This is a genomic window from Klebsiella ornithinolytica (assembly GCF_030505655.1).
GTDB classification, from domain to species: domain Bacteria; phylum Pseudomonadota; class Gammaproteobacteria; order Enterobacterales; family Enterobacteriaceae; genus Klebsiella; species Klebsiella ornithinolytica.
In genome coordinates, this window is the sequence record NZ_CP130153.1 from 4,587,930 (window position 1) to 4,612,945 (window position 25,016).

The 25,016-nt window shown below is 53.8% G+C and carries 19 protein-coding genes; 8 read left to right on the forward strand and 11 right to left on the reverse strand.

Annotation, left to right across the window (positions count from 1 at the left end; all coding sequences use genetic code 11):
* Window positions 1-2: 2 nt before the first annotated feature.
* Window positions 3-383, forward strand: a complete 381-nt coding sequence (gene panD, locus Q1L34_RS21830) for an aspartate 1-decarboxylase (RefSeq protein WP_004858002.1) — start codon at window positions 3-5, stop codon at window positions 381-383.
* Between the two features lie 2,530 nt (window positions 384-2,913).
* On the opposite strand, the gene Q1L34_RS21835 is transcribed toward panD, so the two are convergent.
* From Q1L34_RS21835 to Q1L34_RS21850, 4 genes are all read right to left on the reverse strand, one after another.
* The gene (locus tag Q1L34_RS21835; protein WP_015585133.1) at window positions 2,914-4,161 is read right to left on the reverse strand and encodes a polysaccharide deacetylase family protein; all 1,248 of its coding nucleotides are present in this window, start codon (window positions 4,159-4,161) and stop codon (window positions 2,914-2,916) included.
* A 62-nt stretch (window positions 4,162-4,223) separates the two neighbouring features.
* On the reverse strand, window positions 4,224-4,664 hold the full coding sequence (locus Q1L34_RS21840) for a PTS sugar transporter subunit IIA (RefSeq protein WP_071359155.1): 441 nt from the start codon (window positions 4,662-4,664) through the stop codon (window positions 4,224-4,226).
* Between the two features lie 119 nt (window positions 4,665-4,783).
* On the reverse strand, window positions 4,784-5,554 hold the full coding sequence (locus Q1L34_RS21845) for an ABC transporter permease (protein WP_015585134.1): 771 nt from the start codon (window positions 5,552-5,554) through the stop codon (window positions 4,784-4,786).
* On the reverse strand, window positions 5,551-6,477 hold the full coding sequence (locus tag Q1L34_RS21850) for an ABC transporter ATP-binding protein (RefSeq protein ID WP_097357764.1): 927 nt from the start codon (window positions 6,475-6,477) through the stop codon (window positions 5,551-5,553). The genes Q1L34_RS21845 and Q1L34_RS21850 overlap by 4 nt, the downstream gene beginning before the upstream one ends.
* 106 nt (window positions 6,478-6,583) lie before the next feature.
* Between Q1L34_RS21850 and can the strand changes: the two genes are divergently transcribed.
* On the forward strand, window positions 6,584-7,246 hold the full coding sequence (gene can / locus Q1L34_RS21855) for a carbonate dehydratase (RefSeq protein WP_004857991.1): 663 nt from the start codon (window positions 6,584-6,586) through the stop codon (window positions 7,244-7,246).
* A gap of 61 nt (window positions 7,247-7,307) precedes the next feature.
* Here the strand turns inward: can and hpt are convergent, their stop codons facing one another.
* Window positions 7,308-7,844: a hypoxanthine phosphoribosyltransferase gene (hpt, locus tag Q1L34_RS21860; RefSeq protein WP_015585135.1), complete on the reverse strand. Its 537-nt coding sequence runs from the start codon at window positions 7,842-7,844 to the stop codon at window positions 7,308-7,310.
* A gap of 203 nt (window positions 7,845-8,047) precedes the next feature.
* Here hpt and Q1L34_RS21865 point away from each other — a divergent pair, with 203 nt between their 5' ends.
* The gene (locus Q1L34_RS21865; RefSeq protein ID WP_004857943.1) at window positions 8,048-10,438 is read left to right on the forward strand and encodes a glucose/quinate/shikimate family membrane-bound PQQ-dependent dehydrogenase; all 2,391 of its coding nucleotides are present in this window, start codon (window positions 8,048-8,050) and stop codon (window positions 10,436-10,438) included.
* Window positions 10,439-10,528: 90 nt separating this feature from the next.
* Here Q1L34_RS21865 and cueO read toward each other — a convergent pair whose 3' ends face one another.
* Complete coding sequence (gene cueO / locus Q1L34_RS21870) at window positions 10,529-12,154, reverse strand: multicopper oxidase CueO (RefSeq protein ID WP_015585137.1); 1,626 nt, start codon at window positions 12,152-12,154, stop codon at window positions 10,529-10,531.
* Between the two features lie 146 nt (window positions 12,155-12,300).
* Here cueO and Q1L34_RS21875 point away from each other — a divergent pair, with 146 nt between their 5' ends.
* The 3 genes from Q1L34_RS21875 (at window position 12,301) to speD (ending at window position 14,533) form a co-directional block, all read left to right on the forward strand.
* Window positions 12,301-12,648, forward strand: a complete 348-nt coding sequence (locus Q1L34_RS21875; RefSeq protein ID WP_015585138.1) for a YacC family pilotin-like protein — start codon at window positions 12,301-12,303, stop codon at window positions 12,646-12,648.
* Window positions 12,649-12,854: 206 nt separating this feature from the next.
* Window positions 12,855-13,724: a polyamine aminopropyltransferase gene (speE, locus tag Q1L34_RS21880; protein ID WP_004857937.1), complete on the forward strand. Its 870-nt coding sequence runs from the start codon at window positions 12,855-12,857 to the stop codon at window positions 13,722-13,724.
* 14 nt (window positions 13,725-13,738) lie between these two features.
* A complete protein-coding gene (gene speD / locus Q1L34_RS21885) occupies window positions 13,739-14,533 on the forward strand; it encodes an adenosylmethionine decarboxylase (RefSeq protein WP_004857935.1) in 795 nt (264 codons plus the stop codon).
* 247 nt (window positions 14,534-14,780) lie between these two features.
* On the opposite strand, the gene yacL is transcribed toward speD, so the two are convergent.
* The gene (gene yacL / locus Q1L34_RS21890) at window positions 14,781-15,143 is read right to left on the reverse strand and encodes a protein YacL (protein WP_004857933.1); all 363 of its coding nucleotides are present in this window, start codon (window positions 15,141-15,143) and stop codon (window positions 14,781-14,783) included.
* A gap of 301 nt (window positions 15,144-15,444) precedes the next feature.
* Window positions 15,445-18,042: a bifunctional aconitate hydratase 2/2-methylisocitrate dehydratase gene (gene acnB / locus Q1L34_RS21895; RefSeq protein WP_305840451.1), complete on the reverse strand. Its 2,598-nt coding sequence runs from the start codon at window positions 18,040-18,042 to the stop codon at window positions 15,445-15,447.
* A 355-nt stretch (window positions 18,043-18,397) separates the two neighbouring features.
* Here acnB and Q1L34_RS21900 point away from each other — a divergent pair, with 355 nt between their 5' ends.
* Together Q1L34_RS21900 and Q1L34_RS21905 are read left to right on the forward strand one after the other, a co-directional pair.
* Window positions 18,398-20,047: a DUF3300 domain-containing protein gene (locus tag Q1L34_RS21900; protein WP_004857930.1), complete on the forward strand. Its 1,650-nt coding sequence runs from the start codon at window positions 18,398-18,400 to the stop codon at window positions 20,045-20,047.
* Window positions 20,048-20,056: 9 nt separating this feature from the next.
* A complete protein-coding gene (locus Q1L34_RS21905; protein WP_100663296.1) occupies window positions 20,057-20,851 on the forward strand; it encodes a DUF2950 family protein in 795 nt (264 codons plus the stop codon).
* 54 nt (window positions 20,852-20,905) lie between these two features.
* On the opposite strand, the gene Q1L34_RS21910 is transcribed toward Q1L34_RS21905, so the two are convergent.
* From Q1L34_RS21910 to aceF, 3 genes are all read right to left on the reverse strand, one after another.
* The gene (locus Q1L34_RS21910; RefSeq protein WP_305840450.1) at window positions 20,906-21,190 is read right to left on the reverse strand and encodes a hypothetical protein; all 285 of its coding nucleotides are present in this window, start codon (window positions 21,188-21,190) and stop codon (window positions 20,906-20,908) included.
* A gap of 163 nt (window positions 21,191-21,353) precedes the next feature.
* Window positions 21,354-22,778 carry a dihydrolipoyl dehydrogenase gene (lpdA, locus tag Q1L34_RS21915; RefSeq protein ID WP_004857924.1) on the reverse strand — a complete coding sequence of 475 codons (1,425 nt, stop codon included), beginning with the start codon at window positions 22,776-22,778 and terminating at the stop codon, window positions 21,354-21,356.
* Window positions 22,779-23,110: 332 nt separating this feature from the next.
* Window positions 23,111-25,006: a pyruvate dehydrogenase complex dihydrolipoyllysine-residue acetyltransferase gene (gene aceF / locus Q1L34_RS21920; protein ID WP_015585142.1), complete on the reverse strand. Its 1,896-nt coding sequence runs from the start codon at window positions 25,004-25,006 to the stop codon at window positions 23,111-23,113.
* Between the last annotated feature and the right edge of the window lie 10 nt (window positions 25,007-25,016).

Genomic DNA, 25,016 nt, shown 5'->3' on the forward strand with positions numbered 1-25,016 from the left:
TCATGATTCGTAATATGCTGCAGGGTAAACTCCACCGCGTTAAAGTCACGCAGGCCGACCTGCACTATGAAGGTTCCTGCGCCATTGACCAGGATTTTCTGGATGCGTCCGGTATTCTTGAAAACGAAGCGATCCACATCTGGAACGTGACCAACGGCAACCGTTTCTCCACCTATGCCATTGCCGCCGAACGTGGCTCGCGAATCATTTCGGTGAACGGCGCTGCCGCGCACTGCGCCAGCGTGGGTGACATTCTGATTATTGCCAGCTTCGTCACCATGCCTGATGAAGAAGCCCGCCGCTGGCAGCCGAAAGTGGCCTATTTTGAAGGCGACAACGAAATGAAGCGCCAGGCAAAAGCCATTCCGGTACAGGTTGCCTGATAGCCGATAGCTGACGGTGCGTCGCCCAGGCGGGGCACCGTTTATCACGGTATAAATATTACCTCATCATCACACTCTTCCCACCTCCATCAAGACCATTGGTGCGATACCACACCGGATGGCCGGTCAAAGTAAGAAGCACCTTTCTGAAGTAAACCTGTGCCAGGGGACCGGGCCAACTTTTACGCTACCACCTTAGCGTAATGCTTCATCCACTCACTGGTGGCAGAATATTCACAGGTGGATTTTTATCAGCCAGATCTTCTCCGCGGTGAATCATATCGAACGTCTGTGGTAAGTATTGCACGGCACAACCCCCATATCCTTTGATGCCGGGCGATGTGGCGCGATTGAAAAAATTTCGCCAGGAAAGTGACCAGCCTACACTCTCGAGGCGGACCCGGTCTGATAAAGGTGTAGTTGTATTCACAGCAGCTATTCCGGAAAGTAAAAAATTATATTGATTCTGATACTTTTCCGCGTCCTAATTTAACTGGCTGATTCTCATCTCCTCACTGTTCACTACCTTTCCCATTAAGGAAAAGATCTATGCGATAAAATCATGGCATGGGTATTCTGAAATCGGAGATGATCCACATTTACACTTTAATTTCTTCATCATAAAAAACCCTTAACCATAATTAACAGCAACATCCCAACCAAATTAAATAGATCTCATGAATATTTATAAATTTATATTACCATAAAAATTTTGGTGCTATTCAATTGAATGCACTCACGAATAATAACTAATCAGCACGTAATGCCTTTATATTTTTATTTTATGGTTAATCACACTCTTAAATTTACTGACTTATCAATTTTTTTGTTTTTTTAAATTGCTGACCTATGTTTGATCTTAGTCAATCTTTGAGTATGTAAAAATATCTACATTAAAACGGTAACAACAAAAATTAATAACTAAGTGCGAAAGACCTTTGACTTTATGATGGCCATCTTTTTATTTAGAACATCTGAATTAGTCATTCCCTCACGATCCACTGAAATTATAATCAGTATCTATAGTCTGGAGGGGTAATGACCTAAGGTTAATGTATAAAAAGACTGTGGTGTTTTGTTGTCTGAATGATGTGCCTTATTGTTCTCAAGATGATAACCCTGGCATTGTATCTGTTAATCAGTTATCTCTACTTCGACTTTTATCGTAATAGGTAAAATATTACATTAAAGAATACATTACTGGCCCCAGTGTTTATTTTGATTCTAAAATCATTTATTTGGTGGCCAAATATCCTTGGCTATTGGGATGAAGTGCGGTAACTGACGGAGTTATCAGCGGTGTTCTGGGAGGAGTGAGGCGCTGTTGTTGGTAATTTGATAATTATCTGACTTGCAACCTTACAGATAAATTACACGCCGAGAAAACCTAATTAAAATGCGATCAATTGAATTAGTTCAAATTTCTCATTTTTTTTGGAAAAAAAATATGAACAGATATAAAAAAATTGAAGCTTTCTCATATGCGTTATTATCACCAATTATTGCCATGAATATTTTATGGAAGGCCGATGTATATTCAGAGAAAAACATTTATTTGGGAATGTTGATCATAGTTCAGAGTTTCATTGGCACCAGAGTAATCCTGGAGTTTATCTATAGAAATATACTCTCACATAAACCATGGCGTTATAAAAGAGGAGGCATGTTTAAGTATCCCTATTGCCTTGAAAAAAGCGTTGTGAATTTGTGGTTCTTTTTGGTTTTTATAGAGATAATCCTTATAGCTGAATACCCAACGGAACCAAAATTATTTTTATTTAAAACAATCACAGCACTAATGGTGTTATTAGGAAGCATTGAATCGGGGGATTATATTCGTAAGATAGTTAACTATGTATATAATTACTATACTCTTCATCATCACAAAAGGAAACAGTGAACTGATATAATAGTTCAGCAGTTGCTTATCATTCCATCCGGGAAGAAATTATGCGACAGTTTAGAAATGAAAATAACCAAAACATTATATATATAATGCACAAACTATTCACTATCAAGATGCGATGTTACATCAGGTACGCATCTGAAAATCCCCGCCAGACACGCACAGAGTTTATTAGGCGTTAATCTGTTCAGGATTAACGCCTTTTAATTAAAACCGTTATATAAACCACTATTGCCACGATGAGCAGGGAAGCAACGCAAAGAGCCAAAAAATAATACTTATCCCATGTAAAATCAGACATAAATCCTGTTGATTCCGTAATCAGTCTGTACATCTTTATTTCTGGTATCAGCACGTATAACAGGACAAACACAACTGTAAACAGCAATGCTTGCCCAAACCATAATAGTACGTATTGTATTGGTTTCATTAGTACACCTGTACGGTACCGAAAGCAGTTAATGGCGCTGTTACTTGTATTGTGGGCGTATTAAATCAAATAACCATAAATAAAAAATGGACTTCATGCCAGACAACAAATTCTGAAAATAAATAAGATGATCTCTGAAACACCTTGTCAGGAATTTATTCGCGGGGTGGCCGGTTTCGTATCACCGACACCATTTATCCCTGCGGCTGATTGCTGATCAATCGCGACATCGTCTCCAGCGAATCGGTCCGCAGAATATAGAGTCTTTTTAGTAAGAACGGGTTATCGCCCGGCTTCACCTTCCCTCTCACCGTGGTCACCGCCATATGAAAACCGGCGTCGTTCGCCGCCCTGACCGCCGTCGCGTTATAGCCGCCAAACGGATAAGAGAGATACAGCACGTGCGGATTAAACTGGGCAAGCGCGCGCCGCGAACGCTCAAAATCGAACAGCACATTATGGTAGCTGCGACTCAACAGAATCGGATGATGCAGGGCATCAACCCGGTGCAGGAAGTGGGTATGGGACTGTATATCAAAAACGTCCTGAATCTGCTTCAGCTCGGAAACACTCATAAACTGCAGCGATTTCGGCTCCCATTTCTGCGGGTGGCGTTTGATACGCGATGAGATAATAAATGCCGTCGCGTGAAAGCCATACTGCTTCAGAATCGGGTACGCGTAGCGGTTAACCGACTTCAGACCATCGTCAAAGGTAATCACCACCGAGCGGGCCGGCAGATTGATTTTATTACGCAGATAGCCTTCCAGCTGATACATCGTCAGCGTAGTGTAGCCCCGGTCGCGGAGCCAGGTCATCTGGTTGCTGAAGGCGCGTACCGAAGTCGTGGTAGAGGTGTGGCGAAAACGGGTGTTCTCTTCATCGCGCAGAATGTGATGGTAGGTCAGCATCGGGATACCGCGATCTTCCTGAGCATCCAGGCTGCTGACCCACGCCAGCCGGTTACCAATGCGAATTTGAAACCAGGTCTGGTTGAGACGGTCTTTCAGCTTGCTGATAATGGGATAGCGCAGATTATTCGCCAGGGTGCCAAACGGCGCGCTACCGACGGAAGGCGCATCGTACACCGGCGTATCTTTCCAGGTGAGCAGATTCTGGTTGCTCAGCGGTTTATGCAAATCGCCGAGATTGTCTTCAACCCGCTGCTTGCCTTGCACCGGTTCGAGGTGGCCTTTATCGATAAAGCCGGTGCCGAAACCGAAGCTGAATTCATAATAATCGGCGGACGTCGGCACCACGGCGATAATTTGCCCGGCCCGAATGTTCCCCACGCTCACCACGTCATTTCCGACCTGCGCCCAGATAACCGCATCTTCCGTGGTCTGCATATAGCGGGCGGGGGTACCCTGCTGGCTAAGCAGGCTGGCTGAAGCGCTGAGCGATGTCAGTAAAAGGAACAGGGCAACAATTCGGACAAACATGCAGGTCGGACCGCTAAAGAAATCAGCCGCCATTGTAACAAAAGCGGCATCAATACCAATGCTTAATTCCCGAACGCATCATGGCGCAGGCGGAAAGGCGGATTTTTTTGCTGTTGGTGCCAGAGGCTGCTGACGACCGGGCCTCCGCTGCTTACGATCGCCTCGCGAAACGCTTCGCTGCTCAGGGTGTAGCGCAGGAGATACATACGCTCCAGTAATGGATAGTTGATACCGGAGATCACTTCACAATGGGTATGTTTATGGCTCATCAGGGCCGCCACGCGATAGGGAGGTGCTCCGGTGTGGTCGGTCAAAAAAATCACGCCATCGCCGCTGTCCGTGGCGTGCAGCGCATCGCACATCATCCGGCTCAACATATTGCTGCTAAGATTACGCCAGTAATTTACCGCCCGGCATTGCGCCAGCGGACCAAACTTTTTTTCCAGACGATCCAGCAGTTCCTCCGCCTTCTCATCATGACAGGTAATCACCCAACCCAACATAGACAGCCTCCTTAGCAGAGAAACACTGTAACAAAGGGGATGACGCAGATGAGTGATGGCAGTCAAGATTAGCGGATAGCGCCTCGCCTGGCGGCCAGGCGCTATTTGCCGATGCGCGGTTAGCTGCGCAGACCGCGTCCACGCTGGATCAGATACCAGCACAGGGCGTAGAACAGAACAATAAACACCACCAGCACGCCAAAAGTCGTCATCAGCGGAACATCGTTGATACCGAGGAATCCGTAGCGGAAGCCGCTGATCATGTAAACAATCGGGTTAAGGTGCGACAGCGCCTGCCAGAATGGCGGCAGCAGAGTCAGGGAGTAAAACACCCCGCCGAGGTAGGTCAGCGGCGTCAGCACGAAGGTGGGGATCAGGCTGATATCATCAAAGGTTTTGGCAAAAACCGCGTTTAGCAATCCCGCCAGCGAGAAGAGGACCGCGGTCAGCATCAGCGTCAGCCCAACGAACAGCCAGGAATGCACCTGGAACGGCACGAAGAACAACGATATCGCGGTAACCAGAATCCCTACGCACAGCCCGCGCGCCACCCCACCACCAACATAGCCGGCGATGACCACGTGCGTCGGCACCGGCGCCACCAGCAGCTCTTCGATGTTGCGCTGAAATTTCGCGCTGAAGAACGAGGAGGCCACGTTGGCATAGGCGTTGGTGATGACCGCCATCATGATCAGACCCGGCACAATAAACTGCATATAGGTAAAGCCATGCATTTCACCGATCCGCGAGCCGATCAAATTGCCAAAGATGACAAAATAGAGGGTCATGGTGATCACCGGCGGTACCAGCGTCTGGATCCAGATACGCATAAAGCGGTGAATTTCCTTGGCCCAGATGCTTTTCAGCGCGACCCAATAAAGCTGCATCATGCTGATTCTCCTTTTCTGTCATGCACCAGCGTGACAAACAGCTCTTCCAGCCGGTTGGCTTTGTTACGCATACTTAACACCTGAACTCCCTGAGCACTCAGCTGGGCAAATACGCTGTTAATCCCCTGCTCGCGCAGCACTTCGACTTCCAGCGTGGAGGTATCCACCAGGCGATACTGGTAACCTTCCAGCGTCGGCAGCGGGCTTTTCGGCGCCAGATCAAGGATGAACGTTTCTGATTTCAACTTGGCAAGCAGCGCCTTCATCGAGGTGTTTTCCACCAGCTCTCCGCGTTGAATAATCCCGATATTGCGGCACAGCATCTCCGCCTCTTCCAGGTAATGGGTGGTCAGGATGATGGTGGTGCCTTTATCGTTCAAATCCTTGAGAAAACCCCACATCGAGCGGCGAAGTTCGATATCCACCCCTGCGGTGGGTTCATCAAGGATCAGCAGTTTGGGTTCATGCATCAACGCGCGGGCAATCATCAGGCGTCGTTTCATCCCGCCGGAGAGCATCCGTGCACGTTCGTTGCGCTTTTCCCACAGATCGAGCTGTTTTAAGTACTTTTCGCTGCGCAGAAGCGCTTCTTTATACTCCACGCCGTAGTAGCCGGCCTGGTGAACGACGATCTGCTGGACGGTTTCAAACGGGTTGAAGTTGAACTCCTGCGGCACCAGCCCGAGCTGACGCTTGGCGTTCACCACGTCCTTTTGCAGGTCGTAGCCAAAGACGTTGACCTCACCGGAGGTTTTATTTACCAGCGAACTGATAATGCCAATCGTGGTGGATTTCCCCGCCCCGTTAGGGCCGAGCAGCGCATAAAAATCCCCTGCTTCCACCTGCAGATCGATTCCCCGAAGCGCCTGAACCCCGCCGGGGTAGGTCTTGGTGAGCTGTTTTAATTCCAGAGCAATGGTCATTAAATATCTCTTCTCGTGTCATGACACGCGATGGGTTGTTTTAAATAAAGTGAGGTTAACCTATATTAGCCCAACGCACTTACTTGGTTACAGGCCGTAAACGTCCATGAATGATATAGATACACTCATCAGCAATAATGCACTATGGTCAAAAATGCTGGTGGAAGAAGACCCCGGCTTTTTCGCAAAATTGTCACAAGCGCAGAAGCCACGCTTTCTGTGGATTGGATGTTCTGATAGCCGTGTTCCTGCGGAACGGTTAACCGGCCTTGAGCCCGGTGAACTGTTTGTCCATCGTAACGTCGCTAATCTGGTGATTCATACCGACCTGAACTGTCTTTCCGTGGTGCAGTATGCCGTTGACGTGCTGGAAGTCGAGCATATCATCATCTGCGGCCACTACGGCTGCGGCGGCGTGCAGGCGGCAGTAGAAAACACCGAGCTGGGGCTTATCGACAACTGGCTGCTGCATATTCGCGATATCTGGTTCAAACACAGTTCGCTGCTGGGCGAAATGCCTGAAGAGCGTCGACTGGATACATTATGTGAACTGAACGTGATGGAGCAGGTTTATAACCTGGGCCACTCGACCATTATGCAGTCGGCGTGGAAGCGGGGTCAGAAGGTCACCATCCACGGCTGGGCCTACGGTATCCATGACGGGCTGTTACGCGATCTTGATGTGACTGCCGTCAGCCGCGAAACCCTTGAACAGCGCTACCGCCACGGAATTTCCAACCTCAAGAGCAAACACGTCAACCACAAGTAAGCCGCCCGCTTCAGAAAACCCCGGCAGCGCGGTGCGCCATCGTCCGGGGTTGCATGAAACCTTACTCGTCCAGCAGCACCACTTTGCCGACGTACGGCAGATGGCGATAGCGCTGAGCGTAATCAATCCCGTAGCCGACCACGAACTCATCCGGGATAGCAAAGCCAACAAACTCTACCGGCACGTTCACTTCACGGCGGCTAGGCTTGTCCAGCAGCGTACAAATAGCCAGAGATTTCGGCTCACGCAGGCTGAGAATTTCACGCACTTTAGACAGCGTGTTGCCGGAATCGATAATGTCTTCCACAATCAATACGTCTTTACCGCGAATGTCTTCATCCAGATCTTTCAGGATTTTAACGTCACGGGTCGTCGACATGCCGCTGCCGTAGCTGGAGGCGGTCATAAAATCGACTTCATGCGGCACCTGTACTTCACGACACAGATCGGCCATAAACATAAATGAGCCGCGCAGCAGCCCCACCAGCACCATCTCGCTGCCGCTGTCTTTGTAGCATTCGTTGATTTGACGACCCAGTTCGGCGATACGCGCTTTGATCTCGGCTTCCGGGATCATCACTTCTACAGTATGTTTCATTAAACTAACCATTTGATTCTTAAGATAAATCATCAACACCGCTGCGAATGCACCGACATTGACCGGCAAGCTATGCAGTATACCAGTAAAAAGAAATATGCGATGCAGGGAATAATAAAGCCCATTTTGTGATTCCGATCACACTTGTTAAATCCTATAATTAATTGCAATTAAAAAATTAACAAACAACCGAGTGTCTTTCTATGGCAGAAACAAAGTCTCAACAATCACGGCTTCTCGTGACGCTGACAGCTCTCTTTGCAGCGTTCTGCGGCCTGTATCTTCTTATTGGTGGGGTATGGCTGGCGGCCATTGGCGGCTCCTGGTATTACCCTATTGCTGGCCTCGTCATGCTGGCCGTCACCGTGATGCTGTTGCGGGGCAAACGCGCAGCGCTCTGGCTCTATGCCGCGCTGCTTCTCGCCACCATGATCTGGGGCGTCTGGGAAGTCGGCTTTGACTTCTGGGCGCTTACGCCGCGTAGCGATATTCTGGTCTTCTTCGGCATCTGGCTCATTTTGCCTTTTGTCTGGCGTCGTCTGCCGATCCCATCGGCCGGCGCGGTCGCCGGTCTGGTTGTGGCCCTGCTGATCAGCGGCGGTATCCTGACCTGGGCCGGTTTTAACGATCCGCAGGAAGTGAACGGTACCCTGAATGCCGATGCGACGCCTGCGGCGCCGATCTCCGCGGTTGCCGATGGCGACTGGCCGGCGTACGGCCGTAACCAGGAAGGCCAACGTTATTCACCGCTAAAGCAAATCAACGCCGATAACGTGAAAAACCTGAAGGAAGCCTGGGTATTCCGCACCGGCGACCTGAAGCAGCCCAACGATCCGGGTGAAATCACCAACGAAGTGACGCCGATTAAAGTGGGGAACATGCTGTACCTGTGTACCGCCCACCAGCGTCTGTTTGCCCTTGATGCGGCTACCGGGAAAGAAAAATGGCACTTTGACCCGCAGCTGAACGCGGATCCGTCCTTCCAGCACGTCACCTGCCGCGGCGTCTCTTATCACGAAGCGAAAGCAGACAACGCGCCGGCAGATGTCGTCGCCAACTGTCCGCGCCGGATTATCCTGCCGGTCAACGATGGTCGCCTGTTCGCCATTAACGCCGACAACGGCCAGCTGTGCGAATCCTTTGCCAACAAAGGGATTCTCAACCTGCAGACCAACATGCCGGTCACCACGCCGGGGATGTACGAACCGACGTCGCCACCGATCGTGACCGATACCACCATTATCATTGCCGGTGCCGTGACCGATAACTTCTCGACGCGCGAACCGTCGGGCGTCATTCGCGGCTTTGATGTCAACACCGGTAAACTGCTGTGGGTCTTCGATCCGGGCGCGAAAGATCCGAACGCCATTCCGGATGATGAACATCACTTCACGCTGAACTCCCCGAACTCCTGGGCGCCTGCGGCCTATGATGCGAAGCTGGACCTCGTGTACCTGCCGATGGGCGTGACCACTCCGGACATCTGGGGCGGTAACCGTACGCCGGAGCAGGAACGCTACGCCAGCTCTATCGTGGCGCTGAACGCGACCACCGGTAAACTGGTATGGAGCTATCAGACCGTTCACCACGATCTGTGGGACATGGATATGCCGTCTCAGCCTACGCTGGCGGATATCGACGTTAACGGTAAAACCGTTCCGGTCATCTACGCACCGGCCAAAACCGGTAATATCTTCGTCCTTGACCGTCGTAACGGCGAACTGGTCGTCCCGGCACCGGAAAAACCGGTTCCTCAGGGGGCAGCGAAAGGCGATTATGTCTCTAAAACTCAGCCATTCTCCGACCTGAGCTTCCGTCCGAAGAAAGATTTGACCGGCGCGGATATGTGGGGCGCCACCATGTTCGATCAGCTGGTGTGCCGCGTGATCTTCCACCAGCTGCGTTATGAAGGCATCTTCACCCCGCCGTCAGAACAAGGCACGCTGGTCTTCCCGGGTAACCTGGGGATGTTTGAATGGGGCGGGATTTCCGTTGACCCTAACCGCCAGGTGGCCATCGCCAACCCAATGGCGCTGCCGTTTGTATCGAAACTGATCCCACGCGGCCCGGGCAATCCGATGGAGCCGCCGAAAGACGCGAAAGGTTCCGGTACCGAATCCGGTATCCAGCCGCAGTATGGCGTACCGTTCGGCGTGACCCTCAACGCCTTCCTGTCGCCGTTTGGCCTGCCGTGCAAACAGCCGGCCTGGGGTTACATCTCCGCGTTGGATCTGAAGACCAACGAAGTGGTATGGAAAAAACGTATCGGTACGCCGCAGGATAGCCTGCCGTTCCCGATGCCGGTCCAGCTGCCGTTTAACCTTGGTATGCCGATGCTTGGCGGCCCGATCTCCACCGCGGGCAACGTGCTGTTTATTGGCGCTACCGCCGATAACTACCTGCGCGCATACAACATGAGCAACGGTGAAAAACTGTGGCAGGCCCGTCTGCCGGCAGGCGGCCAGGCGACGCCAATGACCTATGAAGTGAATGGCAAACAGTATGTGGTCATCGCCGCAGGCGGCCACGGCTCGTTTGGCACGAAGATGGGGGACTATATCGTCGCCTATGCGCTGCCTGATGAGGCGAAATAAGCCCCAGGCAAAAACGCAGTAACAAAACAGAAGGCCCGGTGAACACCGGGCCTTTTTTTACGCGTGCATAATATCCCCTGCGAAGGGGAACTAGACCGTAAAGCCGAGCATCATGCCGGTATCTTCATGTTCCAGCAGATGGCAGTGCGCCATATAGGCATGCTCTTTCGACGCCTCGTGATCGAACTTCACCAGCACTTCACTGACGCCCCCCTCAACCCGTACGGTATCTTTCCAGCCGGAACGATGCGCGGCAGGCGCAGCGCCATTCTCCGACAGAATACGGAACTGGGTACCGTGAATATGGAACGGGTGCAGCATCATGTCGCCTTTGCCGGAAATCACCCAACGCTCATATTGCCCTTTTGCCGCGGCAAACATCGGGAGATTCATATCAAAGGCTTTGCCATTGATCCGGTTAGCATTATGGAAATCGAAACCGTCGGCACCGTGGTTCATCTGTCCCATGCCGCCGTGGTTCATGTTCCCCATATCGCCATGATTCATCTGCCCCTTGTCGCTCATATTGCCCATCATGCCGTGACCCATATTGCCGTGATCCATCATGCTACCGTGGTTCATGCCGGACATCGCCTGATCGCCATATTTTTGCATCAGCGCCTGCATTCCCATCATGTCCAGCATCGGATCCATCGACAGCTGGAGCGTGCGCTGTGTCAGCCCCTCCAGCGACGGCAGCGCCGGCATGCTGACCAAAGAATCCGGCAGTGTGCCGGATGCCTGGATCGTCAGCGGCTGGATGCGCAAGACCGGCTGCGGCTTGTCGAACGGCGCGATCGCCATCCCCATCTGGCTCACCGGCAAGGTGATCAGATCGAAGGCTTTACCATCGCGGGTATCCACCAGAACTTCAAAGCGCTCACCCATTAATACCGGCAGCCCGGTGACCTTCACCGGCTCGGCAAGCAGTCCACCGTCGCTGGCGATAACGTACATCGGCCGGTTATCGCTGGTGGAGAAATTCAGCGAGCGGGCGTTACAACCGTTCAGTAAACGCAAGCGAAGCCAGCCGCGCGGCGCGGCGTGTTCAGGATAGAGTGCCCCGTTCGCCAGTAAGGTATCGCCAAACCAGCCGACCGCCGCGCTCATCATGTCGAGCTGATAATCAATCTCCCCGGCAGCGGTAAAACGCTTATCCTGCACAATCACCGGTACGTCATCGATCCCCCACTGCTTCGGCAGCAGCAGCTGCTCGCTTTCTTCATCAGAAATCAGTACCAGCCCCGCCAGCCCCATCGCCACCTGGCGACCGGTTTTTCCATGCTGGTGCGGGTGGAACCAGCAGGTGGCGGCCCGCTGGCTGGGAGTAAAATTCACGCTGCGGGAGGCGCCTGGCGCAATGATCCCCTGTGGACCGCCGTCGACCTCACCCGGCACCTCCAGCCCATGCCAGTGAACGGTCGTCTCTTCGGCCAGGCGGTTGTGAATATCCACGGTCACCGCCTCCCCTTTTTTGAGCTTCAGCGCCGGCCCCAGCAGATTGCCGTTATAACCCCAGGTGGTCGCCTGATGCGGACCAAACTGCGTTTTTCCGGCCTGGATCGTTAATGTGATGCGATTACGTGCGTCGGCGGTCAGCAGATTAGGCACCGGCAGAGCCGGGCGGCTGGCGGCGAAAACCGAACGGCTCCAGAGCGGCAGCGCGCTGAATACGCCGGCCGCTGCGGTTAATTTGATAAATTCACGACGTTGCATTTTCACATCCTTTTTATTCTGCTGGTGAACTTTTGAGCTTAAACCTTCCACCAACAGGAAGGTCAAGCAGAAGAGTAAGAATAAAGCTCTACGTAGTGTAAAGAAGTATGCTAACTTTGAGCGTCCGTGATTCAATGGTAGAGAAAATGAAGACGCTTTTCAGAACAATAGTGCTCGGCAGCCTGCTTGCTCTATCCGCCAATAGCTATGCGTTAAGCGAGTCCGAAGCGGAAGATATGGCTGATTTAACGGCGGTATTTGTCTTCCTGAAAAACGACTGCGGTTACCAGAATCTGCCGAATACCCAAATTCGTCGCGCGCTGGTCTTTTTTGCTCAACAGAACCAATGGGATCTGAGCAACTATGACAGCTTCAATATGAAGGCGCTCGGTGAAGACAGCTACCGCGATCTCAGCGGTATCAAAATCCCCACCACGAAAAAATGCAAGGCGCTGGCCCGCGATTCGCTGAGCCTGCTCGCTTACGTTAAATAGGCCACCCGTCGGGCCCGGTCGCAATCCCGCCGCCTGTACAAGGTGGCCTGCTCCCCCCATCCCGCAGCCCGGCAATATTCCTGCTATTCAGCCCTGCGCCATGCGAACGGCTGAAATATCCGCCGTGCATCATCATCTATAGTTGGCTATGATGTTGCGCTCGTTTTTTCGAGTGTACCGGATGTTCACAATGGAGGAATCCGCCCGTGGCTGATAACAATCTGTGGCATGAAACACTGCACGACCATTTCGGTCAGTATTTTGCGGTTGATAATGTGCTGTATCACGAAAAGACCGATCACCAGGATTTGATCATTTTTGAGAACGCAGCCTTTGGCCGCGTGATGGCGCTGGACGGCGTGGTACAAACCACCGAACGCGATGAGTTTATCTATCATGAGATGATGACCCATGTCCCGCTGATGGCCCACGGCCAGGCAAAACACGTGCTGATCATCGGCGGCGGTGACGGCGCAATGCTGCGAGAAGTCTCTCGTCACAGCACCATCGAAACCATCACCATGGTCGAAATCGACGCTGGCGTGGTCTCGTTCTGCCGCCAGTATCTGCCAAATCACAATGCGGGCGCCTATGACGATCCGCGCTTTACGCTGGTGATTGACGATGGCGTCAATTTTGTTAACCAGACGACGCAAACGTTTGATGTGATCATCTCCGACTGCACCGACCCTATCGGTCCCGGCGAGAGCCTGTTCACCTCGGCCTTTTACGAAGGTTGCAAACGCTGCCTGAATCCCGGCGGTATTTTTGTTGCCCAAAACGGCGTCTGCTTCCTGCAGCAGGATGAAGCGATCGACAGCCACCGCAAGCTCGGCCACTATTTCAGCGATGTCAGCTTCTATCAGGCCGCGATTCCGACCTACTATGGCGGCATTATGACCTTCGCATGGGCGACCGATAATGATGCCCTGCGCGACCTGTCCAATGAAATTATCCAGGCGCGTTTTCACAAAGCGAACCTGAAGTGCCGTTACTATAATCCGGCTATTCACAAGGCGGCATTTGCCCTACCGCAATATTTACAGGATGCGCTGTCCGCCAGCGATCCTCAGTAAGGGGGTGAACTAAATTGAAAAAACTGAAGCTGCATGGCTTTAACAACCTGACCAAGAGCCTGAGTTTTTGTATTTACGATATCTGCTATGTCAAAACGGCAGAGGAGCGCGATGGCTACATCGCCTATATCGATGAACTCTATAACGCCAACCGTCTGACCGAGATTTTGTCAGAGACCTGCTCGATCATCGGCGCCAATATTCTGAACATTGCTCGCCAGGATTATGAACCTCAGGGCGCCAGCGTGACGATCCTGGTCAGTGAAGAACCCGTTGACCCACAGCTTATCGACCAGAGCGAACACCCGGGCCCGCTCCCGGAAGCCGTAGTCGCCCACCTCGACAAAAGCCATATCTGCGTGCATACCTACCCGGAAAGCCATCCGGAGGGCGGACTGTGCACCTTCCGTGCCGACATCGAAGTCTCCACCTGCGGGGTTATCTCACCGCTTAACGCGCTGAATTATCTTATCCACCAGCTGGAATCTGACATTGTCACTATTGATTATCGCGTCCGCGGTTTTACCCGTGATATCAATGGTATGAAGCACTTCATTGACCATGAAATCAATTCCATTCAGAACTTTATGTCCGAGGACATGAAAGCGCTGTATGACATGGTGGACGTCAATGTCTACCAGGAAAATATCTTCCACACCAAGATGCTGCTGAAAGAGTTCGATCTGAAGCACTACATGTTCCACACCAGACCCGAAGATCTCAGCGCAGAAGAGCGCAAGTCCATCACCGATCTTCTGTGGAAAGAGATGCGGGAAATTTACTACGCCAGAAATATCCCTGCCATCTGAACATTCGACGGCGCCTGCGGGCGCCGTGACTCGGGCTGAACCCGTCTGAGGGTAACGTTCTGCTCTTTGAGCGCGTTCTGTACCGTCTGCGAGCGATCGACGTCGGTTGCCACTTCACTAACACCAGCAAGCGGCGCCCGGTCAATAGCGGCCGCATAGCGCGCGATCGCAGTGGCAAAATGATTATAATCAGTCAGGGCAAAAAAAAGCCGGGAGTTCGGCTCCCGGCGTGAATGCATGAAGGGGGTCAGGCTTTGCTGACAAACTCGCGGTACGCGGCCACCACCTGTAAAAAATCCTCAACGCCGCACAGAGAGAGGCTTTCTTCGTCGTAGTAGCTCATCCCCTCTTCGATTTCATCACCTGAAATCTCCAGCTGATTGGCGCGAATCATCACCTCTTCGCCATCCAGCCATAGCGTGTATTCATGTCCGGCACGCTGCCAGGAACGCTCGCTGCCTTTTACAGTGCGCGCGGCCTGTTCCACTTCATCCAGCAGGGCGAGGTTATCTTTCACCTCTTCGTTAAACCAGTGCCCCACCACCTCGTGGCCCATCGACATTCGCACCTTTACCACTCCGGTAATATCGCGCAGAAATTCGTAATCCATAGTGTCTTCCTCTGCAAGGGCAATGCGTCACCGCTACATTGTACCCATAGGGTAATTATCGCAGCACCCGGGCAGAAAAAAAGTGGACCAGATAGAGCAACAGCAAATAAAAGCGCCTCGGTCAGTTAACCGGTCATCTTACCGCCAACCGGCGGGCATTATTCCCCCCTTTCTTTACCCAATGCAGCTCTGCCGGCGTCAAATCCCTGCGCCTTTGCCCGATGCCGACGGCAATCGGCGTGCGTTTAGCGCAGCAATAAAAAAGCCACTCCGAAGAGTGGCTTTGAGCAGCAAGATTCGCTTATACCGCGGTCTGGAAAATCACACCATCCGCTTTATCAGTGTACTGTTCCAGCTGGTTGAAGTTCAGATAGCGATAGGTATCCGCCGCGGTCTTATCGACCTGAGCGACGAAGGTCTGGTACTCTTCCGGCGTCGGCAGTTTGCCGAGCAGGGAAGCGACCGCAGCCAGCTCCGCAGAGGCCAGATAGACGTTAGCGCCGGTGCCTAAACGGTTCGGGAAGTTACGGGTTGAAGTGGAAACCACCGTCGCACCGTCCGCCACGCGCGCCTGGTTACCCATACACAGGGAACAGCCAGGGATTTCGATACGCGCACCGCTCTTACCAAACACGCTGTAGTAGCCTTCTTCAGTCAGCTGTGCCGCATCCATACGGGTTGGCGGAGCCACCCACAGGCGAGTTGGCAGCTGGCCTTTGTGACTGTCCAGCAGCTTACCGGCGGCACGGAAGTGGCCGATGTTGGTCATGCAGGAACCGATGAAGACTTCGTCAATCTTCTCACCCTGCACGTCGGACAGCAGACGCGCATCGTCCGGATCGTTCGGCGCACACAGGATAGGCTCTTTGATATCCGCCAGATCGATATCGATCACCGCGGCATACTCGGCATCGGCATCCGCTTCCAGCAGCTGCGGATCCGCCAGCCATTTTTCCATCCCCTGGATGCGACGCTCCAGCGTACGGCGATCGCCGTAGCCTTCTGCGATCATCCACTTCAGCAGGACGATGTTGGAGTTCAGATACTCAACGATCGGTTCCTGATTCAGCTTAATGGTACAGCCGGCAGCAGAACGTTCTGCGGAAGCATCGGTCAGCTCAAACGCCTGCTCAACTTTCAGATCCGGCAGACCTTCAATTTCCAGAATGCGTCCGGAGAAGATGTTTTTCTTCCCTTTCTTCTCAACGGTCAGCAGCCCCTGCTTAATCGCGTACAGCGGGATCGCATGGACCAGATCGCGCAGGGTGATCCCCGGCTGCATCTTGCCTTTGAAGCGAACCAGCACCGATTCCGGCATATCCAGCGGCATGACGCCGGTCGCGGCGGCAAAAGCCACCAGACCAGAGCCCGCCGGGAAGGAGATACCAATCGGGAAACGGGTATGAGAGTCACCACCGGTACCGACGGTATCCGGCAGCAGCATACGGTTCAGCCAGGAGTGGATAACGCCATCGCCCGGGCGCAGAGAAACACCGCCACGGTTCATAATGAAGTCTGGCAGCGTATGGTGCGTGGTGACGTCAACCGGCTTCGGATAGGCCGCCGTGTGGCAGAAGGACTGCATCACCAGGTCGGCAGAGAAACCAAGGCACGCCAGGTCTTTCAGTTCATCACGGGTCATCGGACCGGTGGTATCCTGGGAACCAACGGAGGTCATCTTCGGTTCACAGTAAGCGCCCGGACGAATACCGGCAACGCCGCAGGCGCGGCCAACCATTTTCTGCGCCAGCGAGTAGCCGCGGCTGCTTTCCGCCACGTCTTTTGCCTGACGGAATACGTCGCTGTGCGACAGACCCAGCGCCTCACGCGCTTTCGTGGTCAGGCCGCGACCGATGATCAGCGGAATACGGCCGCCGGCGCGGACTTCATCAACCAGCACATCGGTTTTCAGCTCGAAGCTTGCCAGCAGTTCGTTGGTTTCGTGGTTACGCACTTCGCCTTTGAACGGGTAAACGTCAATCACGTCGCCCATATTCAGGTTGTTCACGTCCACTTCAATTGGCAGCGCGCCCGCATCTTCCATGGTATTGAAGAAGATAGGTGCAATTTTGCCGCCGAGGCAGAGACCGCCGCCGCGCTTGTTCGGCACATTCGGGATATCGTCGCCCATAAACCACAGCACCGAGTTGGTGGCGGATTTACGCGAAGAGCCTGTCCCCACCACGTCACCGACGTAGGCCAGCGGGAAGCCTTTTTGCTGAAGCGCTTCAATTTGCTTAATCGGGCCAACGGAACCCGGCTGGTCCGGCTCGATACCTTCACGGGCGTTTTTCAGCATCGCCAGCGCGTGCAGCGGGATATCCGGGCGGGACCAGGCATCTGGTGCCGGAGACAGGTCATCGGTGTTGGTTTCGCCGGTAACCTTGAATACGGTAACGGTGATTTTCTCAGCCAGCTGCGGACGGTTCAGGAACCACTCGGCGTCAGCCCAGGATTTCATAACCTGTTTAGCGTACTCGTTACCCGCTTTGGCTTTCTCTTCTACGTCGTAGAAGTTATCGAACATCAGCAGGGTATGGGACAGCGCTTTGGCGGCGATCGGCGCCAGTTTAGCATCGTCCAGTGCATCAATCAGCGGGTGAATATTGTAACCGCCCTGCATGGTGCCCAGCAGTTCAACGGCTTTTTCAGGGGTAACCAGTGGGGAGGTCGCTTCGCCTTTGGCGATAGCGGCAAGGAATCCGGCTTTAACATAGGCGGCTTCGTCGACGCCCGGCGGTACACGGTTGATTAACAGGTCTAACAGGAATTCTTCTTCACCCGCAGGCGGGCTCTTCAGCAGTTCTACCAGCGCGGCCATTTGGGTTGCATCTAAGGGTTTGGCAACAATCCCAACGGCTGCACGCTCAGCTACGTGCTTACGGTATTCTTCTAGCACGACGGTTCTCCTCGCTCTCATTGTAAAATGCGGTAGGCGATTCTCTTCACGCTCCTGTGAGACAGCAGTTTGTAGGGTAAATGCCCGATACCGCGTCGGCAGCATAGCAGGATTTTGGCGAGGTGTTAATCTGTTTACAAAAAAGCAACATTAAAATTTAGCTGAATCGTTAAGGGCAGGATTTTACAGGCTTTACGTACATTTCCCGGGATATAAATTTAATTCTGTTACAGAAAACTGAGCAAAATCCCAACAATCATCAAAAATCAAAAATAGACCTGCTTATACTCCGTCGCGAGCGCTATTTTCGGCGATACTCAGTGGAAACGGGCCCACTATAGCGCCGGGAGCTAACATGATACGACCTTTGAAACCCCACGTGATTGCCCTGGTGTGCAGTGCAGGGCTATTAGCCGCCTCTGGCGCTCTGTACGTCACAAGCCGCGCCGCAGAAACGCCGCCCGCGCCCGCTCCTGCCGCCCAACCCGCCGCTCCCGCTGCCGTTGAGCCCGCTGCTCCGACGGCGCAACCGGTCGCTGCCACCTACACGGCGGCGCAAATCGATCGGTGGGTCGCCCCCGTCGCCCTTTACCCGGATAACCTGCTGTCGCAGGTGTTAATGGCGTCGACCTATCCGAGCAACGTCCTGCAGGCCGTCCAGTGGTCGCAGGATAACCCAACGATGCAGGGAGACGCCGCCGTGCAGGCCGTGGCGAACCAGCCGTGGGATCCCAGCGTGAAATCGCTGGTCGCCTTTCCGGCGCTGCTGTCGCTGATGGGTGAAAATCCGCAGTGGGTGCAGGACCTGGGTAACGCGTTTCTCGCGCAGCCACAGGACGTAATGAATTCGGTGCAGAAACTGCGTGCCATCGCCCAGCAAACCGGGACGCTGAAATCGTCGCCGCAGCAGAAGGTGACCACGAGCAAAGTGACGCCGCCACCGACGACTTCCGCCGCCACGACAACGGTGAAAACCACCACGGTAGTCGAGCCTGCGCCCACCACCGAAATCATCAAGATTGAATCTACCGATCCGAACGTGGTGTATGTGCCAACCTACAACCCCAATACGGTTTATGGCACCTGGCCGAACACGACTTACCCGCCGGTCTATCTGCCGCCAACACCGGGCGAACAGTTTACCGATAGCTTCGTCAACGGTCTTGGTTTCAGCCTGGGGGTAGCCACCACCTATGCGCTGTTCAGCAGCATCGACTGGGATGATGACTATCATCACGACGATGACTGGGATCACGGCGGCTACCATGGCGGCGGGAACAACAATATCAATATCGACGTCGATAACTACAACCATTTCAACAAGCAGCGCTTTGACGGCAACAACGCCGGCTGGCAGCACAACCCGGCGTTCCGCAACAACGTGCCGTACCCGAACAATAACGTGGCGCAGCGTTTCCACCAGACCAACGTTCCCGGCGGCCTGAGCGCCACGCAACGCACTCCGGCGAACCTGACCAACCAACGTCAGGCGGCGCTCGACCAGTTCCAGCACAGCACTCACAACGGCGCGGCCAAAGGTCTGACCGCGGGTGGAGTGGCGACGGCAGGCAACAGGGATTCCCAGCGCCAGGCGGCCTCACAACAGCTCAACAAAATTACCCAGCGCAGCAACTACCGGGGCTACGACACCCCGGAAAACCGCGCAGCGGCGAAGCAGAAGCAACAAAATTCGGCGGCCCAACAGCAGCGGCGGGAAAAGGCAAAATCGCACGTCCAGAACCCGACGGCGCAGCAGCAACAGCATCGCGATACGGCGAAGTCGCAGGTTCAACAACGCCGCACCAACGCAACGCCGCCGCAGCGCCAACAGAGAGTGCAGAATGTTCGTTCGAATGCGTTCAGCGGCAACGACAGCCGGTCGCCATCGTGGGAGGCCCAGCGCCAGCGGGGCACCCAGAGCCGGAATACGGCGCACCTCAACACTAACCAGCGTGCGGCGGCGCAACAGCGCACCGGTCAACATCGCGAACTGCGTCATCGCTAAGGAGCGGTCATGAAAAAAGTCCTGATTTCTGGCTGGCTGGCGCTTTTTGCCCTGCCCGTTTTTGGCCAACAGTATTTTGCCACCCCGGAGAAGGCCGCCACCGCGCTGGCGGATGCCGTTTCGACACAAAACGAGACGGCGCTCAACGACCTGCTGGGGGAGGACTGGCGTCAGTACCTGCCGCAGCGAGAGGCCGATCCGGAAGCCGTCGCCCGTTTTCTTCGCGACTGGAAAGTCGGCCATAAGATTGTCGAGCAGGGGGACATGGCACACCTCAACGTAGGCCGGGAAGCGTGGCAGCTGCCGATACCGATGCTGAAAACAGCCGAGGGTTGGCACTTCGATATGGCGCAGGCGGCGGATGAGATCCAGACGCGGGAAATCGGCCGTAACGAGCTGTCGGCAATTCAGGCGATGCACGCCTACGTTGACGCGCAAAATGAGTATTACCAGCACTTCCAGCGCTACGCCAAAAAGCTGTTCAGTACTCCGGGGAAAAAAGACGGTCTGTACTGGCCAACTGAACCCGGCGAAGAGCCGAGCCCGTTGGGGCCAGCCTTTAGCCCCGTCGAACCGGGCGAAGGCTATCACGGCTACCGTTTCCGCCTTATCCACGACGGTGACAAGCAGACGGCCGCCCTGTTGGCGTGGCCCGTTGCATGGGGTGAAACCGGCGTGATGAGCTTTATGATCGATCGACGCGATCGCGTTTATCAGGCAAATCTGGGTCAGGATACGGCGACGTTAGTGCAGGCGATTACCCGCTTTACGCCAGACGAAAAGTGGCAGGCTATCGAGCAATAACCCCCTGCCCGGCGCATCCGTATGCCGCCGGGCGGGTTCCTCATCTGACGACGTTTAGCCCTGATGCGGCATCAGCTGTGGATAGCCGCTGAAGGCTGGTTTACTGCTGCTTAAGGCCGCCTCATCACTGTGAATACTGCCCGAGTTCGCCGCCCATACGCCTTCCGTGGTTTTGCTGATCGCCTGATGCTGTGCATTCAGGTTCTGACCCATGGCTGCGATATGGGTGTTTTCCGTACCACCGCTATTGTCGGCCCAGGGAATGGCAGGATCTGCGGCGCAAGCCGCAGCAGAAGCCAGGGTGGCGGCAAACATGGCTGCTGTTAAAACGAGTCTCATAATACACCTCACCATATAGTTAACTGCCTATAAGTTTATGGCGTAATTATTTTCAATGTATCTATAAGATGTGCCGATTTATTAACGCAGACACAGTTCTAAACATCGGGCATAAAAAAAGCGGCTCTCAGAGCCGCTTTTGCATTTTGCCGGAAAGAAAAACTTACTTTTTCTTCGCTTTCGCATTCGGCAGGTCGGTGATGCTACCTTCGAACACTTCTGCCGCCAGGCCAACGGACTCGTGCAGAGTCGGGTGCGCGTGGATGGTCAGCGCGATGTCTTCTGCGTCACAACCCATTTCGATAGCCAGACCGATTTCACCCAGCAGCTCGCCACCGTTGGTGCCGACAATCGCGCCGCCGATAACCCGGTGGGTCTCTTTGTCGAAGATCAGTTTGGTCATACCGTCTGCGCAATCAGAAGCGATCGCACGGCCAGATGCTGCCCACGGGAAGGTGGCAGTTTCGTAGCTGATGCCTTTCTCTTTCGCTTCTTTCTCGGTCAGGCCAACCCAGGCAACTTCTGGCTCGGTGTAGGCGATTGACGGGATCACTTTCGGGTCGAAGTAGTGCTTCAGACCGGAGATAACTTCGGCGGCAACGTGACCTTCGTGAACGCCTTTGTGCGCCAGCATCGGCTGACCGACGATATCGCCGATAGCGAAGATGTGCGGCACGTTGGTACGCAGCTGCTTGTCAACGCGGATAAAGCCGCGTTCGTCAACTTCAACGCCCGCTTTGCCTGCGTCAAGGTTTTTACCGTTCGGTACGCGACCGATAGCGACCAGCACCGCGTCATAACGCTGTGCTTCAGCCGGGGCTTTTTTGCCTTCCATGGAAACATAGATACCGTCTTCTTTTGCTTCAACGGCAGTCACTTTGGTTTCCAGCATCAGGTTGAATTTCTTGCTGATGCGTTTGGTGAAGACTTTAACCACGTCTTTGTCGGCAGCCGGGATCACCTGGTCGAACATTTCAACCACGTCGATCTCTGAACCCAGCGCATGGTACACGGTACCCATTTCCAGACCGATGATACCGCCACCCATAACCAGCATACGCTTCGGTACGGATTTCAGCTCCAGCGCATCGGTGGAGTCCCATACGCGCGGATCTTCGTGCGGAATGAACGGCAGCTGAATCGGACGGGAGCCCGCTGCGATGATCGCATTGTCGAAGTTAATCACGGTTTTACCGTTTTCACCTTCCACTTCCAGGGTGTTAGCGCCGGTGAATTTACCCAGACCGTTAACCACCTTCACTTTACGACCTTTGGCCATGCCAGCCAGACCACCGGTCAGCTGAGTGATGACTTTTTCTTTCCAGGTGCGGATCTTGTCAATGTCGGTTTTCGGTTCGCCGAAAACGATGCCGTGCTCGGCCAGCGCTTTCGCTTCTTCGATAACTTTAGCAACGTGCAGCAGTGCTTTAGAAGGGATACAGCCGACGTTCAGGCAAACACCGCCGAGGGTGCTGTAACGTTCTACGATGACGGTCTCCAGACCTAAATCAGCGCAACGGAAGGCAGCAGAATAGCCTGCAGGACCTGCCCCAAGTACCACGACCTGAGTTTTAATTTCAGTACTCATCATGACCTCTGTAGTTTGTATCCGGCGGGTCTGACGCTATTGTTATACACTTCATCCTTCAAGCCGCCTCTGCGTTGGCTGCGCTCGCTCACCCCGGTCACGTACCGCTTGTACGCTCCAGGGATTCACTCCCTTGCCGCCTTGACGCAACTCGAATTTTTTTGTGTAAATTACGCCCATGTCCACCGGGACGTTCTATCCGCCTGCATTTTACAAAATTGTTAACAATTTTGAAACAACAAACGGCAAACGATTTTGTCCTTTATTGCTGATAACCCCGAAACGAAGACAAGATTACCAGAAAAAAGCCGGCCGTCAGGCCGGCTTTTCGCTTACATCACCAGGCGGCGAATATCGCTCAGCATGTTGTTGATGATGGTGATAAAGCGCGCACCATCAGCACCATCGATCACGCGGTGGTCGAAGGACAGAGAGATAGGCATCATCAGACGCGGTACAAACTCTTTACCATTCCACACCGGTTCCATCGCGGATTTGGACACCCCGAGGATAGCCACTTCCGGCGCGTTAACAATCGGCGCGAAGTGGGTTGTCCCCAGGCCACCGATGCTGGAGATGGTGAAGCAACCGCCCTGCATTTCGCCAGCCGTCAGCTTACCATCACGCGCTTTCTTAGAGATAACCGTCAGTTCACGAGACAGCTCGGTAATGCTCTTCTTGTTCACATCTTTAAAGACCGGAACAACCAGACCATTCGGCGTATCAACCGCCACCCCGATGTTGATGTATTTCTTCAGCGTCAGACGCTGTGCATCTTCGGACAGCGAGCTGTTGAAGCGTGGCATCTGCTCAAGCGCAGCGGCAACCGCTTTCATGATGAAGACAACCGGGGTGAATTTCACGTCCAGTTTGCGCTTCTCAGCTTCAGCATTCTGCTGCTTACGGAAGGCTTCCAGATCGGTGATATCGGTTTTGTCGAAGTGCGTAACGTGCGGGATCATGACCCAGTTACGGCTCAGGTTAGCACCAGAGATTTTCTGGATACGGCCCAGCTCAACTTCTTCCACTTCACCAAACTTGCTGAAGTCCACTTTCGGCCACGGCAGCATGCCCGGCAGACCACCACCGGCGGCAGCGGCAGGCGCAGCTTCAGCGCGTTTCACCGCGTCTTTCACGTAAGCCTGAACGTCTTCGCGCAGGATACGGCCTTTACGACCGGAGCCTTTCACTTTCGCCAGGTTGACGCCGAATTCGCGCGCCAGGCGACGAATCAGCGGTGTCGCATGAACGTAAGCGTCGTTTTCAGCAAACTCAGATTTGCCTTCCGCTTTCGCCGCAGGAGCAGCAGCCGGTTTAGCCGCCGGAGCCGGGGCAGCAGCTGCCGGAGCAGCAGCCTGAGCCGGAGCTGCGGCAGGCGCGGCGCCTTCCACTTCGAAGACCATAATCAGCGAACCGGTAGAGACTTTGTCGCCGGTGCTGATTTTGATTTCTTTGACGGTGCCTGCAAACGGTGCCGGCACTTCCATAGAAGCCTTGTCGCCTTCTACGGTGATCAGAGACTGTTCAGCGGCAACTTTGTCGCCCACTTTCACCATCACTTCGGTGACTTCGACTTCATCACCGCCGATGTCCGGTACGTGAACGTCTTTCGCGCCAGCAGCGGCTGCTGGTGCTGCGGCAGCGGCCGGAGCGGCTGCCTGTGCCGGAGCTGCAGCAGGTGCCGCGCCAGCAACTTCGAAGACCATGATCAGCGAGCCGGTAGACACTTTGTCGCCGGTGTTGATTTTGATCTCTTTCACGGTACCCGCGAACGGCGCCGGAACTTCCATAGAGGCTTTATCGCCTTCTACGGTGATCAGGGACTGCTCAGCCGCAACGGTATCGCCCACTTTAACCATGATCTCGGTGACTTCAACTTCGTCGCCGCCGATGTCCGGCACGTGAACGTCTTTTGCCGCCGCTGCAGCAGGTGCTGCTGCCGGGGCCGCTTCTTTCTTCTCTTCTGCCTTGGCAGGTGCAGCATCAGCTGCACCGTCGGCGGAATCGAAAATCATGATCAGTTTGCCGGTCTCAGTTTTGTCGCCGACAGAGACTTTGATCTCTTTTACGACGCCAGCCTGCGGAGACGGGACTTCCATAGAGGCTTTATCGCCTTCTACAGTGATCAGCGACTGTTCAGCTTCAACTTTGTCGCCTACTTTGACCAGGATCTCGGTGATTTCAACTTCATCAGCCCCGATGTCCGGTACATTGATTTCGATAGCCATTATTCTTTTA